General features: G+C 57.9%; 13 protein-coding genes and 1 pseudogene. 8 read left to right on the forward strand and 6 right to left on the reverse strand.

The features are described 5' to 3' along the window. The first annotated feature begins 23 nt into the window (after positions 1-23). Genes IEU99_RS10820 through IEU99_RS10845 form a run of 6 tightly spaced genes read left to right on the forward strand, consistent with a single transcriptional unit; the run spans position 24 to position 8,100 of the window. A complete protein-coding gene (locus IEU99_RS10820) occupies positions 24-1,460 on the forward strand; it encodes a choice-of-anchor M domain-containing protein (protein WP_128889142.1) in 1,437 nt (478 codons plus the stop codon). A gap of 4 nt (positions 1,461-1,464) precedes the next feature. Continuing rightward, entirely contained in the window at positions 1,465-2,904 is a 1,440-nt protein-coding gene (locus tag IEU99_RS10825; RefSeq protein WP_164931126.1) for an anchored repeat ABC transporter, substrate-binding protein, read from the forward strand. A 13-nt stretch (positions 2,905-2,917) separates the two neighbouring features. After that, positions 2,918-3,676 carry a choice-of-anchor M domain-containing protein gene (locus IEU99_RS10830; protein ID WP_164931127.1) on the forward strand — a complete coding sequence of 253 codons (759 nt, stop codon included), beginning with the start codon at positions 2,918-2,920 and terminating at the stop codon, positions 3,674-3,676. Then, on the forward strand, positions 3,660-4,367 hold the full coding sequence (locus IEU99_RS10835; RefSeq protein ID WP_128889145.1) for a metal ABC transporter ATP-binding protein: 708 nt from the start codon (positions 3,660-3,662) through the stop codon (positions 4,365-4,367). The genes IEU99_RS10830 and IEU99_RS10835 overlap by 17 nt, the downstream gene beginning before the upstream one ends. Beyond that, positions 4,364-5,200, forward strand: a complete 837-nt coding sequence (locus tag IEU99_RS10840) for an anchored repeat-type ABC transporter permease subunit (RefSeq protein WP_128889146.1) — start codon at positions 4,364-4,366, stop codon at positions 5,198-5,200. Before IEU99_RS10835 ends, IEU99_RS10840 begins: the two co-directional genes overlap by 4 nt. Next, the gene (locus IEU99_RS10845; RefSeq protein ID WP_128889147.1) at positions 5,200-8,100 is read left to right on the forward strand and encodes a choice-of-anchor M domain-containing protein; all 2,901 of its coding nucleotides are present in this window, start codon (positions 5,200-5,202) and stop codon (positions 8,098-8,100) included. The genes IEU99_RS10840 and IEU99_RS10845 overlap by 1 nt, the downstream gene beginning before the upstream one ends. On the opposite strand, the gene IEU99_RS10850 is transcribed toward IEU99_RS10845, so the two are convergent. Then, positions 8,086-8,868 (reverse strand): hypothetical protein, encoded by a 783-nt coding sequence (locus IEU99_RS10850; RefSeq protein WP_128889148.1) that lies wholly within the window; start codon positions 8,866-8,868, stop codon positions 8,086-8,088. The two genes, IEU99_RS10845 and IEU99_RS10850, sit on opposite strands and share 15 nt — an antisense overlap. A 62-nt stretch (positions 8,869-8,930) precedes the next feature. Between IEU99_RS10850 and IEU99_RS10855 the strand changes: the two genes are divergently transcribed. Next, a complete protein-coding gene (locus IEU99_RS10855; protein WP_128889149.1) occupies positions 8,931-10,220 on the forward strand; it encodes an adenylosuccinate synthase in 1,290 nt (429 codons plus the stop codon). Here IEU99_RS10855 and IEU99_RS10860 read toward each other — a convergent pair. Genes IEU99_RS10860 through IEU99_RS10870 form a run of 3 tightly spaced genes read right to left on the reverse strand, consistent with a single transcriptional unit; the run spans position 10,217 to position 13,067 of the window. Continuing rightward, positions 10,217-11,761, reverse strand: a complete 1,545-nt coding sequence (locus IEU99_RS10860) for a hypothetical protein (RefSeq protein ID WP_128889150.1) — start codon at positions 11,759-11,761, stop codon at positions 10,217-10,219. The two genes, IEU99_RS10855 and IEU99_RS10860, sit on opposite strands and share 4 nt — an antisense overlap. Further along, positions 11,749-12,543, reverse strand: a complete 795-nt coding sequence (locus IEU99_RS10865; protein WP_128889151.1) for an ABC transporter ATP-binding protein — start codon at positions 12,541-12,543, stop codon at positions 11,749-11,751. The genes IEU99_RS10860 and IEU99_RS10865 overlap by 13 nt, the downstream gene beginning before the upstream one ends. A 20-nt stretch (positions 12,544-12,563) precedes the next feature. Next, the gene (locus tag IEU99_RS10870; protein WP_128889152.1) at positions 12,564-13,067 is read right to left on the reverse strand and encodes a phosphoribosyltransferase; all 504 of its coding nucleotides are present in this window, start codon (positions 13,065-13,067) and stop codon (positions 12,564-12,566) included. A gap of 56 nt (positions 13,068-13,123) precedes the next feature. Between IEU99_RS10870 and IEU99_RS10875 the strand changes: the two genes are divergently transcribed. Continuing rightward, positions 13,124-14,242 carry an ATP-grasp domain-containing protein gene (locus IEU99_RS10875; RefSeq protein WP_128889153.1) on the forward strand — a complete coding sequence of 373 codons (1,119 nt, stop codon included), beginning with the start codon at positions 13,124-13,126 and terminating at the stop codon, positions 14,240-14,242. Here IEU99_RS10875 and IEU99_RS10880 read toward each other — a convergent pair. Next, on the reverse strand, positions 14,232-14,726 hold the full coding sequence (locus IEU99_RS10880; protein ID WP_128889154.1) for a GNAT family N-acetyltransferase: 495 nt from the start codon (positions 14,724-14,726) through the stop codon (positions 14,232-14,234). The genes IEU99_RS10875 and IEU99_RS10880 overlap by 11 nt on opposite strands. 90 nt (positions 14,727-14,816) lie before the next feature. After that, positions 14,817-15,200: pseudogene (locus IEU99_RS10885) on the reverse strand (hypothetical protein); the annotation flags it as partial.

The raw sequence follows: 15,200 nt of genomic DNA on the forward strand, positions 1-15,200 counted from the left end.
TCCTTTTCATTAGGAGAGTAGTGATGCTGCAATTTCGCGGGCTGATCGGCATACTCACGACCCTCATCGTGATGGCCTTCGCTGCCCAACCGGCTTCGGCCCAAGAACTCAACGACCCCATCGTCTTCGATAGCGGCCACATCGATGCCTTCAATGTCACTTCCGACGGCAACAGCCTGCACCTAAACCTCAAAGAAGACATCACCGGCCAACACGTGCAACGCGCACCCGAAAGCACCATCTTGCAGGTAAAACCGGAGGCGTACCGCGAGCATGTGCCAGGCCTTGAGCTTGGCGGATACCTGCTTCCCCTGAGCCAAGACCCGAATCTTTTATGGCCAGGCTGGGATACGCTCGGCGTTGCCCAAGGCGGGCTGAGCTCCATCGACTTGGAATTCCAAAGCATCGAAGGTCCGGGAAGGATCTTCCTGTTTACCCAATCCGGGCTTGGCGGCGGCATCGAGCCGCTTCTGAACAATGGCCTTGAGCTGCAAAGCGGATCGGTGAGAACCCAACCCGACCCCGCACACACCCACGCCTACTGGCTCTTTGAACAGCCCGGCACCTACACCATGCAGGTAGCCGCAGCCCAAACTGGCGGTGGGCTTCGCTCTGCCCCGCGCACCTACACCTGGCAGGTAGGCGATGCAGCAGACGCGCCCCAGGAAGCAGCACCCACGCTTGCCGACGTGCCTGAAGCGGCCCCAGAAGCCGAACAAGAAGTATGCGAGGCGCACCTCGAACCAAAAATCCGTGACGACCGCACCTCACCAGGACAGTGGCGCAGCACCGATGAACTGCTCTTTGGCCTCGGTAGCGCTGCCGCAACGACCACGCAGCAAAGCGTCGGCAGTATCCCCGAGGGCACGAAGGTCTGGGCCATTGGCAGCGTACAACAAGCAGGAGTTCCTTGGCTTGGCGCAAATACGCAGGCGCCTTCCTTGCTCGAACACGGCGTTGATGCAGTGACCTATGAAATCACCGGATTCCAAGGCCCCGGTGTGATGGAGGTATTTGTCCCCGGTGACTTAGGCGGTAGCGGGGCTACAAGCTGGTTCCACGGCGACGCCAATGGTGCAAGTGGCTCGGTGGCAATCCCGCACAACTCCCATGTGCACCCCTCCTGGGTATTCGATACGCCAGGACAATACGACGTCACCATCACCCAAACAGCGAACACTGCCGATGGCCAAACGCTCCAAGGCCAAGCCACACTGCACTTTGTGGTCGATGGCTCCGGCAATGCTGATGATGGCCACTTCGACTTCGGCTCCGAAGTTTCAAATTCCTGCACCACCACAGCCGCCGTTGGGGCAGTGCCCCCGGTGGCCGGCGCTGGGCGGGGTGCCTTGGCAAATACTGCCGGCGGACCGCTCACTGGTGCGATTCTCACCCTCGGTGCTGGCTGGCTTCTGCTGGGTGCTGCAGTGCTGTACGCAGCGCGCAAAGAAAAGCTCTGAGTCAATGAACAAAGCCCTCAGTGTGCTTGCGCTGTGCTTGCTCACTGCCTGCAGTGCCCCGAGCCCACAGCAGCAGCGATTGCAGGTGGCAGCAAGCACGCCGATTATCGCCGACATCGCCAGCGCTATCGCTGGCGATGATGCAGAGGTACAAAGCGTGATGCCTCCCAACGCCGATCCCCACATCTTCGAGCCCCGTCTCAGCAGTATTCGCACCATTGCTACTGCCGATGTGGTGCTCAGTAATGGTTTGCTGCTTGAAGAACAATCTTTAAGCCGTGCACTCGCTTCTAACACGAAGCCTGGGGCCTTGCACGTCGTTCTCGGGCAAGCGCTGCCCAAGGCCGGTGGCTATCAACTACCTCTTGTAGAAAACGCTGCCTTAGATACCGTGTGGCTGGGGTTTCGGGTAGAAGGCGAAAGGCCAGAGCCAGGCCATGTGGAACTGCGCATCTTGGATGCTCAAGGCCCGGGGTTTATTGAAGCCTTCATCACCGGCACATTCGGCTCGCCTGAGCGTTTGTTGAGCTCAAAGAACACCTCGCTTGTAGCTTCGCTGCCGGAAAATGCCCATACCCATGTTAGTTGGGCCTTCGAGCAGGCAGGGGAGTATGCGCTTGAACTCGCGGCATGCTTTGTTCCCGACCAAGGCGATGCACAGCCTATTGCCACACAGCGTTTCCGATTCGCCGTCGGCGAGGCACCGGATGGGCCATCGGTGCTGGATCAAGGGCATGAAGATATCACCGTCGATCTCAATGCCCATTCCCTAGGTTTTGTGGGGGATCAAGCCCCTCATCCAGATGAGGCAGTCATTGCCGTGCCGGCTCAAACGCTGCAATTGATCCCCGCAGATCCGGCCTATCGCTTTCTAGGCAGACCGCAACAACCCGTGTATCTGCTGCACCAGGCGGTGTTGGGAAAGCATGTTCACGGCGATGTGGATCCGCATATTTGGCTCGATCCGAGCAATGCGCGGGCGATGGCCCAGCTCATCACCCAAGCCTTAAGCCGCAAAGACCCAGAACACGCCGCCGCCTACGCGCGGCGGGAGCAGGAGTTTCTTGAGCGTCTGCAGCAGGTGGAGGCCAAGATGCACGATCACGTCGAAGGCATTGCGCCTTCGCGTCGCCATCTGCTTAGCACCCACGACGGCTTTGGCTACCTTGCTCAGGCAATGCAATTAGAGGTTGCGGGCGTGGTACCTGCATCTGCAACGCCAAGAGACATTGCCGCTTTGCAGCAAACATTGCGTGATCTCAACGTCCCGGCGGTGTTTGTGGATCCGCGAGAGCTCAGCCGAAGCAAGACGCTGGAATCGGTGGCGAAGGCCCAAGGCGTGAAGGTGTGCACCTTGCATAGCGATGCCTTGGGCGAGCAAGCACCGACGTACCTCGCGCTGCTTGAACAGAATGCATCGACGCTGGAGAAATGTCTTGGATAAGAAAGTAAAAACGATGAACCTAAATAAATTATGTGCCTATGTGCTGAGCTTCCTCATTACATTGTGCGCAATTCCATATGCGAATGCACAGGCCTTTCAACAAGGCCACGCTGATTTTGGCCCGGTCGTAGAAGATGGCCAGGTAGTACTGAAGCTTCGCGACGACACCACTGTGCCAGCGCAGTGGCGCGACGCACAGGACGTGGTGTTTAGCCTCGGCGATGCCGCTACCCAGCAACTGCCCGAAGGACAAGATTTTGGCTTCACCGGAGCCAAGCCGGGCGATACCGTCTGGGTGGTTCCTCAAACAGAAAAGCCCCACGTGCCCTGGTTAGGGTGGAATACTCAGGCGCCTGAACTTGCAACGGTGTCGGAACGTGGCGTGAATTTTGAGTTCATCGGCCACCAAGGCCCAGGAACGTTTTCGCTTTTCCTCCAAGACGGTGGGCTCGGTGGGCCGGAGCCATTGTTCTTAGAACCAGGGGATAGCGCCTGGGTGGATCATGGCACCCACGCCCATGCCAATTGGGTCTTTAGCCAACCGGGTACGCATCTTGTGCGCATCAAAGTAAGCGCTGGTAGCCAAGAAGCCATCGCTGACCTCAGATTCGCGGTAGGCGATACCAGTGAAGCTGCGATTCAGGCCGCGCAAGAAGAACAATGGCAAGGCCATAGTGAGCAGAAAAATTACCTTATGTACCTGCTCTTTGCCCTCGTAGGAGTTGTGTTACTCTTGCTTGTGCTTTGGAGGCTTCGTGCTCGAAATTCATGATCTCAACGTCAATTTCGGTGCAAGGGCCGTGCTTGAAGGCGTGGAGCTTCACCTCCAACAGCCAGGCATGTGCGCGTTGCTCGGGCCCAATGGGGCCGGTAAGACGACGCTGCTTCGCAGCATCATGGGCTTAGTTCCGTACCGGGGCACACTCAAGGCACCAGAAAATCGAGCCTATGTGCCACAAATATCGCAGTTTCAATGGTCGTATCCCATGACCTGCATTGATGTGGTGAAAACCGGCGCGATTCGTGGCATGTGGCGAAGAAACAAGGTGCAGCATCAAGGCGAAGAGGCGTTGGAGTTGGTGCAGATGGGTCACCTTCGTGATCGCGGCATTGCAGCGCTTTCGGGCGGACAGCGCCAAAGGCTGCTGCTCGCGCGTGCCTTGGTCGAGCAACCAGCGTTGCTCTTACTTGATGAGCCTTTTAATGGCGTGGATGTTCCCAGCCAACTGCTGATTCAAGAAGTAATTGCGAGGCTGCGCAACACCTTGGTGCTGATCTCTACGCACGATATCCCCTCGGCACTCGACACAGCGCACACCATGGTGCTGCTGAATCAACGCGTGATTGCCCAGGGCAGTGTGCAGCAGTTGCGGGATCCGGCCTTGTGGGAACGCGGTTTTGGCCTCAGTGCGCAAAGCTCCATGGTTCGTGCCTATATCCGCCAGATTGAGGAGGCAGCGTGATCAGCCCCTGGGATTTTCTTGCAGACCTTCACAATCCGGCTTTAGCGTTTTTGCCCAAAGCTCTCATCATTTCGGTGCTCAGTGCCGCCCTTTGTGCAGTCGTGGGTACACACATGGTGTTGCGCGGCATGGCTTTTGCTGGTGATGCCATCGCCCACGCGGTGTTCCCCGGCCTTGCCATAGCTTTTGTGCTCGGTGGATCGCTTGTGCTCGGCGGCCTCATTGGTGGTTTTAGTGTGGCGCTGTTGGTGGCGTTATTTGCCCACAAAAGTGCGCTCAAAGAAGACTCCTTGATCGGGGTGTTCTTCGCTGCGGCTTTTGCCATTGGTTTGGTGGTGCTTTCGCGAACCCAGGCTTATGCAGGCTCGTTGGAGGGCTTTCTTTCGGGCTCGATTACCGGTGTGAGCACTGAACAATTGTGGGTAGCCGCGCTGGCAACGCTGGTGATTATGGCGTTGCTTGCTGCGATCCACCGTGAATTGGCGTTTGCCAGCTTGGATCGGGAACTCGCGCGGGCGGCCGGTGTTCCGGTGGTGGTGCTCGATGTGCTGCTCTATGCAGCCGTTGCGGTTTCGGTGGTGGTTGCTGTGCACACGGTGGGCAATATTTTGGTGCTTGCTTTGTTGATCACCCCTGCCTCTACTGCGAGGCTGCTTTGTCGACGCCTCCTGCCAATGATGTTGTGCGCAATGTTCTTAGGTGTTGCTGCCTCAATACTTGGCATTTATGCAGCCTGGTCGCTGGATATTCCCGCAGGCGCATCCATCGTGTTGTGTTCCACTGTCATGTTCTTACTCGTTTGGTTATTGCAACCACTGCTCAAGGATCGCTGATGAACTTTTCTACTTTCCGTACACGTATGCGCCCCAGAATGCTGGGGCTGATTGGTGCTGTTGCGTTGCTTGCTGCGCTGCTTTTGCCAGGTCCTGGACTCAACCTCATTCGCTTAGTCGATGAAAGCACTCAGGTTGGAACGCACCGCCCGGGTACAGGTGATGCGCTGACGAGCCTTCCGCCGGATCAGCCTTTCTTTGATGCAGAAGGGCGTGATACTGGCGAATTGCATCCATGTGCTGGCCGCGACTTGTTGTATCACGCGCATGTGGATGCCGGTTATGTCACGCGCAATGAGCGTGGGGAACTCGATGTGATGGCGGTGAACAACACCAAGGTCATCCCGCAGGATTCGGCATGCATGCGCCTTGGGCCAGATAGCTTTAACGGTGTGGAAGTCTCGCGCTTTGTGGTGCCACAGGATCCAGCGCTGAGCTTCCTTGGCGCACCCGGTTCGATTGTGTGGCGGGCTCCTTTTGAGAACTATGGCTGGAAGTGGCTGCCGATTTGGGCTGGTCTAGGCGCCTTTGATGGCGAGCACGAGTGGAAGGTGCCCACCGATTTCGTGGCGAATGCGGTGCAACTCGAATTGGTAGATTTTGAAGGCCCCGGCGAGATGAATATTTATAATTACTTGCCCACCTGGGATAGGGCCGCGCGCATCATTGGCTCAAAGGATTTAAGGACCACAACCTTGCGTGTTGGCGGCCATGGCCATATGAACTGGGCCTTTTCCCAGCCCGGTATTTATAAGCTTTCCTGGCAAGCCCAAGGTCGGCATTATGACGGTTCGGTGGAACGATCTGCTCCTGTGACTCAGTACTGGTTGGTGGGTGAAGACTCGCAGGTTGGTCTTTTGCCCGGCACCAGCCGAGATCTGGGCAATTATGGCAAACGCGCCGAAACACTGCGCGAAGAAATGGGATTGAGTGAGCCCTCAGGGGCCCTTGCGGAAGCGGTGATGGCTGAACAAGCCCCGAAACTCAAGGCCGAAGACGTCACCGCGATGGTAGAAGACCAATTTTATAATTCCACCGCGCCGATTAGCAGCGGCGATGTGGTGTTCAACGTCGGCTACTCAGGAAAAGAGCTGCTCCAAGAGGCCGAAGTAACCTTGGAGCCCCAAGTTGATGCCAAGCATATTGAGGGTGCAGTGGTCATCGAGGTTCCTGATTCGGCGGCCAAGTGTATTGCTGCCGATGATCCCTATTTATCGCATTTTGCCAGGGCTGCAGGCAGCAGGCTGGTGTGGATGACGGGTGAACCTGGAGGCAACACGCCTTCATTTGGTTTTGATACTTCCGGTTTGGATTTGAGCCAATTAAGCGAGCAGCAGGTTGTGGTCGAACCTGGTGTGACGGCCCCAAGGGGCGGTGTATTTGCGATCGGTGCAGGTCAAGGGGAACATTTTGCACCTATTGCAACCAATGCAAATTCCAATTCTTCCCCCTTGCAACTCCTCGGTGCTCAGCGCCACCATCTGCAATACATGATGAGTGCGCCCGGTATTTATAGCGAAGATGGCTCGGTGCAGGTCTTTCATAAGACCGATCCCCGCTATGACTTCTACTCGCCCATTTTCCTCGTGGGCAATCAGGTTATTAATGAGTGGCGAAAGCGCGCCGGGGTCGAGGAACGCTTGCCGGAAACACAACCTACGTGCGCCACGGCACCGCCGGTACGGGGCATAGATCCTTTTACCCCCGAGCTTGTCGACGCCCCCGAGGATCCCGAGAACCTCCCGGAAGAAACGGCTGCCCCGGAAGAGCCTGAGCAACCGCAAGAGCCTGAGCAGCCGGTAGAAGAGGAACCATCCCCGAGCCCGAGTGCCACGGAAACGCCTGAGGCTTCAGCGTTGCATCGCATTCAACTCGGACACCTGGATATGGCGCTGGGCACGCTCGACGGTAGTGCCATCGCATACCTCAAAGACGAGTCTGATCCCGCCAATCCTGTGCGCAGGGAATCTGGAACGTTCTCCATTGTGGTGCCTCAACGTGCCTGGCATAAGGATGCATCGGTACTAGAGCTTGAAGACTTTGCTGACGGTGCCTTTGTGCTCCCGGAGGTGCAGGATCGACGTCTACCGTGGCCAGGGGTTTCGAATGAAGCTTTCGATTTTTCCGCAGTACACCCCGAACACCCCACGACTGATTTCTCCATCGCTTCTGTGCTGAATGCACCTGAAGGTGGGCGCCTAGTGATTAGTGGCACTGAAGATATGAAGGTCAAGCGTCAGCTTGATTCGGCAGATCCGAGCGCCTCGATTGCCTTGCCCGCGTTTACTCACGCACATAAGGCGTTTTGGTTTAACAAACCGGGTACTTACGAAGTGCGCTTTGCCTATAGCTGGATAAACCAGCAGGGTGCCACCGAGCAGGTTTTCCTCGACACCACCTTTGAGGTAGGCACGCTCCCCAAGGAAGAGGAGCCGCAACCACAACCCACACAACAACCGGCACAACCCACGCAACAACCGGCGAAGCCACAGCAGCCGACACACCCCGCAAAGCCCCAGGCACAACCACAGCAACCGGCACAACCCGCCAAGCCCCAGGCGCAAGCACCTGCGCCGGCAATTGCTGCTTCACCCCAGGTTCCACCGGCACAAGCCCCGGCGGCTGCACCTGCACGACCAGCTCCGCCACGTGCTGCGGCTGCAGTGCCCAAGGCCGGATCGACGCCTGCCCCGCCTAAGGCGGCAGCAATACCTCGCCCTGCACCTCCGCTGCCGCAGAATGCGCCTTTGGCTCAAGGGCCGAAGCCTCCATTGTCGCGCCAGGCTGCCCAGGAACGCAGCTTGGAGGTGTGGCGTGGCGTCTTGCTCGGCGTGGGTGGTTTTAGTTTGTTGCTGGCGCTAGTGGTGTACCTGTATTCGCGCAGGTCAAAGACGGACTGATTGCAGGTCGCGCAGGTGGCGGTAGAACGTGGCTCGTTGTACTGGCCGCTTGCGCGATACTCCGTCGATGCTGATGCGAAGGTTAGCGCCACCTGCTTGCATGGCTCTGCCGGAGTAGATGGTGTCGGCACGTTTGGAGGCTTGGCGGAATTTAGCGAGCAGCCCAGTGGGGTTGGCGGGGCTTAGGATTACTTGCCCCGCTACTCCTGGGGCGTCCATGGTGGAGATCAGTGATGCTCCATAGTGCTTGCCCCGCAGCAGGACTGCATCGTCGACGATGATTTCGCCGTCGAGCTTCTTATCGTCCCAGTCGCTGATGATGGCTTGGTGGGCTACGGCCTGGCCTGCGTCATCCCGAATGAGTGGTTTGGGTTTCACGGGGGCGTCGAAGGCGAAGTCTCGATCTGCGGGTAAGTTCCACGCTTGGGCTAGGGAAGATTCTTTGCTGGGCAGGAACGCTATTTCTGCCCACATGGCGTCGATGCGCATGAGCCGGGTGATGATTGCCGCGAGTGCCGCATCATCGCCGTGGACGATAAAGCGCAGGGGGTCGTCGATAAGCTGAGGTGCAAAGCCTGGTTCCCCCAGGTGAGCGACGTCGGGGGAGGCGGCGATTTCTTCGAGTGAAGGGGTGGGATCTTCGGGGAGGACTTCCTTGGTGATGGCGTTGAGGATTTTTAGTTCCGAGCGTGTGGGCAGCGCGGAAAGTTCATAGGATTCCGTGCTTTCGATCGGTGCTACACCGCAGTTGAGGATCACATGGCGCATGCTGGCTAATTCTAGCGCTACACTGGTATGCGGCATTTTTAACGAACATATAAGGATCAGCCATGGCGGCAATCGTAATTGTGGGCGCTCAGTGGGGCGACGAAGGCAAAGGCAAGGCCACCGACATCCTCGGCGGACGCGTGGACTACGTGGTCAAGCCGAATGGTGGCAATAACGCCGGCCATACCGTAGTGGTGGGCGGCGATAAGTATGAGCTGAAGCTTTTGCCTGCTGGTGTGCTTTCCGAAAACGCAACCCCTGTGCTTGGCAATGGAGTGGTGATTAACCTTGAGGCCCTCTTCGAGGAGATCGATGGTCTAGAGGCTCGCGGCGCCAATGCATCGCGCCTGCGCATCTCTGCCAACGCGCACCTGGTGGCTCCGTACCACCAGATTCTCGACCGCGTGCAGGAGCGTTTCTTAGGCAAGCGCGCCATCGGCACCACTGGCCGCGGCATCGGCCCTACCTACGCGGATAAGGTTTCGCGCGTGGGCATCCGCGTGCAGGACATCTTTGACGAGTCCATCTTGCGCCAGAAGATCGAATCGGCGCTGGATGTGAAAAACCAGATCCTGGTCAAGATGTATAACCGCAAGGCCATCGTGGCTGATGAGATGGTGCAGTACTTCCTCAGCTACGCCGATCGCCTGCGCCCGATGGTGATTGAGTCGGAACTTGAGCTCAACCGCGCATTGGATGAGGGCAAGCACATCCTCATGGAGGGCGGCCAGGCCACGATGCTCGACGTGGATCACGGCACCTACCCCTTTGTTACTTCCTCCAACCCCACCGCCGGTGGCGCTTGTGTGGGCGCAGGCATTGGGCCTACCAAGATCACCAGCTCTTTGGGCATTATTAAGGCCTACACCACGCGCGTTGGCGCAGGTCCTTTCCCCACCGAGCTCTTTGATAAGTGGGGTGAGTTCTTACAAACCACCGGCGGCGAGGTTGGCGTGAACACTGGCCGTAAGCGCCGTTGTGGTTGGTATGACTCGGTGATCGCCCGTTACGCCTCCCGCGTCAATGGTTTCACTGACCTCTTCCTGACCAAGCTCGATGTGCTCACCGGCATTGGCGAGATCCCGATTTGTGTGGCCTATGACGTCGATGGCAAGCGCTTCGACGAGATGCCCACCACCCAATCGGATTTCCACCACGCTGAGCCGATCTACGAGACGATGCCCGCCTGGGAAGAAGACATCACCGGTTGCACCACCTTTGATGAGCTGCCCGAAAAGGCCCAGGCCTATGTGCGCCGCCTCGAAGAGCTTTCGGGCTGCCGCATCTCCTATATCGGTGTTGGCCCAGGCCGTGACCAGACCATCGTGGTGCACGACGTGATGGAAAACTAGACCCAGTTGCGCACCTGGGAGTAAATCTCGGGCATGGAGCTATCGGCCTTCTTTGAGGCCACGTTCGTGCCCACCACATACCCCACGGCGCTCATCACCACACTCAGCAGCGCGCCGCCAATGCCAAGCCCAAGAGCATCGTTATTGACGGCGTAGAGCATAAGGCCGAAGCCTGGCCCAATCAAGGGCACCACGCCAGCTAAGCACACCAGCGAGCTAATAAAGGCGTTGGAGTTTTGCCCCGATCGATCCTTCATCATCGCGGTGCCCGGCTTGGAGGTGGGGTAGGGGTTATAGGCCGATAGCGCCGCGGAGATCATCATCGAGCAAACCACACCACAGATGACGGTCACGGCAATAACCAGCCAAACGGCATCGAAGGATTCCACCACGCCCAGCGCCAGAAGGTAGACGGCCGCCAGCAGCATGCTCAGCACTCCAAAGACCATCGTTTCTGCCTTGAGCTGCAGCGATGGCTTGGTCGGGGTGACCATGACGGTATTATTGGCCGGACCGTTATAGCCGAAGAGATTCGCACCTTGGGTGGGCATCATGATCACCAAATAGGCAGCCACCCAGTGCATTCCGCCTTCCGAGATGACGCCGAAGACAAAAAATCCGGTGATCAAAATCAGCATGGTCGTCAGCACCATCACCATGCGCGAGTCGCGTATGAGGTAACGGAGCTGACGCGAAAGCAGCGCACCGAAGGCATTAAAACGCAAGGGAGGAACAAGTAGCTGTGCACTTGAGCTTTTCGACGCCGCGCTCGCGCTCACAGAGATCTCACTGAGCTCTCTGCGCAGCCCCTTGAGCAGCAACCACCAGGCGATTGCGAGGTAGGCCAGTGCGAGGAGGGCGCTTATAAGCGCGAGCACTGGATTGCCTTGCACAAGAAATTGCGTGGGGGCAATGGCTGCGCCGAAGGGGGTCCAAGCCAAGTATTGATCGAGCTTGAGTTGGGTGACATCGCCGTTGGCGATGACCGCGAAGTAGACAGCCACAAATATGACTACGCCGGCTAGGCCCCTGAATGTCCTTGAGCGTTCGCTGCCGCTGCTGACCAGGGTGCGGATGGCTGCGGTGCCAACGATGGCGGTGGCAAAAGACACCACAATGCCCAGCACGTAGACCACGATGGCCACGCCGTTGCCGGCAAGCCCGATGCTTCCGCCGATGGCTGTGACGATTGAGCACAATATGGCGGCAAAACCGCGGGATTGGATCATCTCTACCAGCACCATCGCCGGTCGGATCCGCCGAGGATCCAGGGGCAGGGCAATGCACTTTTCTAAGTCGATTTGGTGCTCGGGCGAAGGTGCTGTGTATTGGAACATCCACAGCACCAACACGCCCACGGAAGACACGAGGATCCAGGGGCTATTTTCGCCAAAGGCCAGCACGAAGCCCAGCCCCACTGCCGCACCCACGGCATAAAGGGGGATAAGGATTACTTGAACAAGCGTGCTTTTTTGAGCCTTGAGTAGGCGCTTCCATAAGGTGAATTGGGCTGAAAGGATGGCTTTGATCAACGCAGCCACCCCAGGGAAGAATCGTCGAGCTCGCGGGCGCCAACAAGGTGGATGAAGGTCTCGCTGAGCGATTCACCCATTCGCACCTGATCCAAGGTAGCCGAGGCGCGCACCTGGCCATCGGCAATGATGGCCACATGGCTACAAAGCCCCTCAATGACTTCCATGACGTGCGAGGACAAGATCACCGTGCGCCCGGCAGCCACATAGGCGCTGAGCATTTGGCGGATGGTTCGCGCCGAAACGGGATCCACGGCCTCTAAAGGCTCGTCAAGGATGAGCACTTCGGGCCGGTGCAGCATGGCCCCGGCGAGCAGAATTTTCTTGGTCATGCCGGCGGAGTAGTCGGCAATATATTTTGGCCCCGCATCTTCAAGGTCTAAGGCCTGTAAGAGCGATTCGCTGCGCTGGGCCACGGTGGCCTCATCCATGGACCGCAGGGCGCCGAGCAATTGGAGATATTCGATACCGCTGAGCCTGTCAAAGGTGGGCAGGTCGTCGGCAAGCAAACCATAGGCCTGCTTGGCTTCGGAGCCCTGACCTTCCCACACATTAAGCCCATCGATCCACACGCTGCCAGCACTGGGTCTGAGCAAACCGGTGGCCATGGTGATGGCGGTGGTTTTGCCAGCGCCGTTTGGGCCGACGATGCCGTAGAAGCTGCCACGGGGCACGTCTAAGTTGAGGTTGTTTACTGCAACCTGTTTGCCAAAGTGTTTGCTCAACCCCCGCATTGCCACAGCGGGGGTCGTTGGGTCTTCTACGATGGGCTCAATGTGAGGGGCATTCATGGTGCCCCAAGGTAGTGGAATTACAAAGAAGGCTCTACCGGTGGCTGATCGGACCAGGGGAAGACGATCCACTCATCAGTGTGCTTCCACACATAATCCGGGCTGACCACTGAGCGGCTCTTGCCATAGATCACCGCGGAGCGCACTTCCGCTCCATGGGACTGCAAGAGCTTGAGCACCAGGTCCAGGGTGCGGCCCGAGTCGGCTACGTCATCGACTACCAGCAGCTTCTTATTGGCAATGGAGTCGGTGTCGAGCAGTGGTTCCAGAAGTACTGGGTCTGGCAAGGTTTCGTGCACATCCGTGTAGAACTCCACGTTGATGGCGTCGGAAAGCTTCACGCCCATGGAGTAGGAAAGGGCACCTGCTGGTACCAAGCCACCGCGCGCAACGGCGATAATGATGTCTGGGTTAAAGCCCGAGTCGACGATCTGCTGGGCAAGCTCACGGTTGGCTTTGCCAAAGCCTTCCCAGGTGAGCACTTCTTTATTTTCAAGATCCGAAGAATCTGCGTGGTAAGCCATGTATAAACTCTAGCGCGGTGGGCAGATTTTCCCCACTAGCTTGTACCCTAGAGGCTATGTTCACCCCTGCGTTTATCTCTACGCCCAAAAGCAGCGACCCGACGAAGGTGCTGATTTTGGGAGCCTGCGAATTAGGCCACAACCTTGCGCGAGCGTTTTCGGGCCTTGGCGTAGAGGTGCAGCTTCTTGGAGAATCCACCCTGCCCCAGGAACACGAGCGCTTGCTCGAAATCGTCCGCGAGATCCGCCCCAATATTGTGGTGCCAGCCAGCGACCGGGTATCAGTGGCGGCGCTCCAACGCATCGAACAAGAGTATCCAGGCAGCGTTGCACCAAGCTCGCGTGCCATCGAAGCGGCCTATAACCGCGAAGTCATGCGCCGCATCGCCTCCGAAGAATTGGGTCTACCCACTTCAAAATTTGCTTTTGCCGACACACTCGAAGCATTCGCCCAAGCCACCGAAGAATTAGGCTTTCCTTGCGTGGCTAAGCCGGTGGAAAATACAGGTGGCGGCACCAATTTTGTGTTGCGTGATCAACGCGATGTGGGTGCTGCCTGGAAGCACCTCAAAGGCCAGCGCTCCATCATTGAGCGCTTTGTGGAATTCGATGCCGCGGTACTCATGCTGGCTATTCGTTCCATCAATCCCGCCGATGGCAAGCTTTCCACCTGGTTTTGCGAGCCGATTGCGCAGCAACACGAACACGGTGAGCTGCTCGGCTCGGTGCAGCCACTCCACCTGCCGGAGCAGGCCTTGGACAATGCCCGAAGCGTCACCGCCCGCATTAGCAATGCCATCGGTGGCCGCGGCCTCTTTGCCGTAGAGCTATTCCTGGTTGGTGACGATATTTATTTCTCAGGTGTTTCGCCACGCCCGCTGCCCAGCGGCACCGTCACCCGCGTGAGCCAGCGTTTTTCTCAATCCGAGCTCCACGCACGCGCCATCCTTGGTTTGCCTATCGACGCCACGCTCACCAGCCCAGGCGCCTGCGCATTTAGCAGCCGCGTGCCCGCCGATATCCCGCGCGAACAATTCGCCCAGGCGCTCAGCACGCCCGAATCAGATATCCACTTCAGCACTGATGGCGGCACGGTGGCCATGGCCACGGCCGACGATATTCATCAGGCATGGGAGCGTGCGATTAAGGTGCGCGAGATTCTGCTTAATCACTAAACATTGCGGCCAGCTTGCGCTCGCTGAGTAGCATCGGCGCATGAGTGATGCCGGCGTCGTCGAAAAGCTCCCCACATTGCTCAAAACCAAATTGCTCATAATAGCCTTTGAGCGGTTCTTGGGCTGCGATCCACACTGCGCGCATGGGTTCGCGCTCGAAGGCCAGGCGTAGTGAATTCAGCATCAGTTCAGCGCCGAGGCCGGTGCCGCGATGAGAGGGCTTGAGTACGAACCTGCCCAGCTTGGTCACTTCGCGGCCATCGACCTGATCGGGAAATACCCGCGCGGTGCCCAGGATTTGATTGGGCTGGCCGGTTTCGAAGGCTCGCACGTGCAAGGTGGTGCTCAGGGGATCGATGTGGTCGATTTCTTCGTAGGGGCACTGCTGTTCCACCACAAAGACATCGGTGCGCAGCTTATACAGCTCGTGGAGCTCGCGGGGGCTGAGCTCGGAGATATTGGAAACGGCAAAGATAAACGACATGAGCAGACACCTTAGCCACAGAAACAGACAAAACCCCAAATTAAACGGGCAAAGTGTGACCGAATAATTTGGGGAGGCCTGCTCTGTGGCCTAGTTCATACGAGCATGTTTAACCATCTCGTCCCATTCGACGATTTTTTTGCGTTCGCGTCCTTCTTGTTGGCCGAGGGTGCGTTCTTGTTGGTCGAGTTGGTACCAGCCGTCCCAGGTGGTGATGGGGATGTTGTTGTTGGTCAGGTGGTCGATGATGGCTTGGGGGTCGCGGTTGGGTGCGGGGGTGAGGTGGCCTTGGTTCCAGTCGTCAAGCAGTGCGGTGGTGGTTTCTTTGGCGTCGGATTTGGTGTTGCCGATCAGTCCTACGGGGCCGCGTTTGATCCAGCCGGTGGCGTAGAGGGCTGGGATGGGTTCACCATTGGTGGTGGTGACGTGGGCGCCGTCGTTGGGGATGGTGTGGGTGGTGGTGTCGAAGGGCAC

The organism is Corynebacterium pelargi (assembly GCF_014635485.1).
GTDB classification, from domain to species: domain Bacteria; phylum Actinomycetota; class Actinomycetes; order Mycobacteriales; family Mycobacteriaceae; genus Corynebacterium; species Corynebacterium pelargi.

Coding starts and splice junctions, on each gene's coding strand:
- IEU99_RS10820 (WP_128889142.1), top strand. CDS start 24: ATGCTGCAATTTCGCGGGCTGATCGGCATACTCACGACCCTCATCGTG.
- IEU99_RS10825 (WP_164931126.1), top strand. CDS start 1,465: ATGAACAAAGCCCTCAGTGTGCTTGCGCTGTGCTTGCTCACTGCCTGC.
- IEU99_RS10830 (WP_164931127.1), top strand. CDS start 2,918: ATGAACCTAAATAAATTATGTGCCTATGTGCTGAGCTTCCTCATTACA.
- IEU99_RS10845 (WP_128889147.1), top strand. CDS start 5,200: ATGAACTTTTCTACTTTCCGTACACGTATGCGCCCCAGAATGCTGGGG.
- IEU99_RS10850 (WP_128889148.1), bottom strand. CDS start 8,868: ATGCGCCATGTGATCCTCAACTGCGGTGTAGCACCGATCGAAAGCACG.
- IEU99_RS10855 (WP_128889149.1), top strand. CDS start 8,931: ATGGCGGCAATCGTAATTGTGGGCGCTCAGTGGGGCGACGAAGGCAAA.
- IEU99_RS10865 (WP_128889151.1), bottom strand. CDS start 12,543: ATGAATGCCCCTCACATTGAGCCCATCGTAGAAGACCCAACGACCCCC.
- IEU99_RS10870 (WP_128889152.1), bottom strand. CDS start 13,067: ATGGCTTACCACGCAGATTCTTCGGATCTTGAAAATAAAGAAGTGCTC.
- IEU99_RS10875 (WP_128889153.1), top strand. CDS start 13,124: ATGTTCACCCCTGCGTTTATCTCTACGCCCAAAAGCAGCGACCCGACG.
- IEU99_RS10880 (WP_128889154.1), bottom strand. CDS start 14,726: ATGTCGTTTATCTTTGCCGTTTCCAATATCTCCGAGCTCAGCCCCCGC.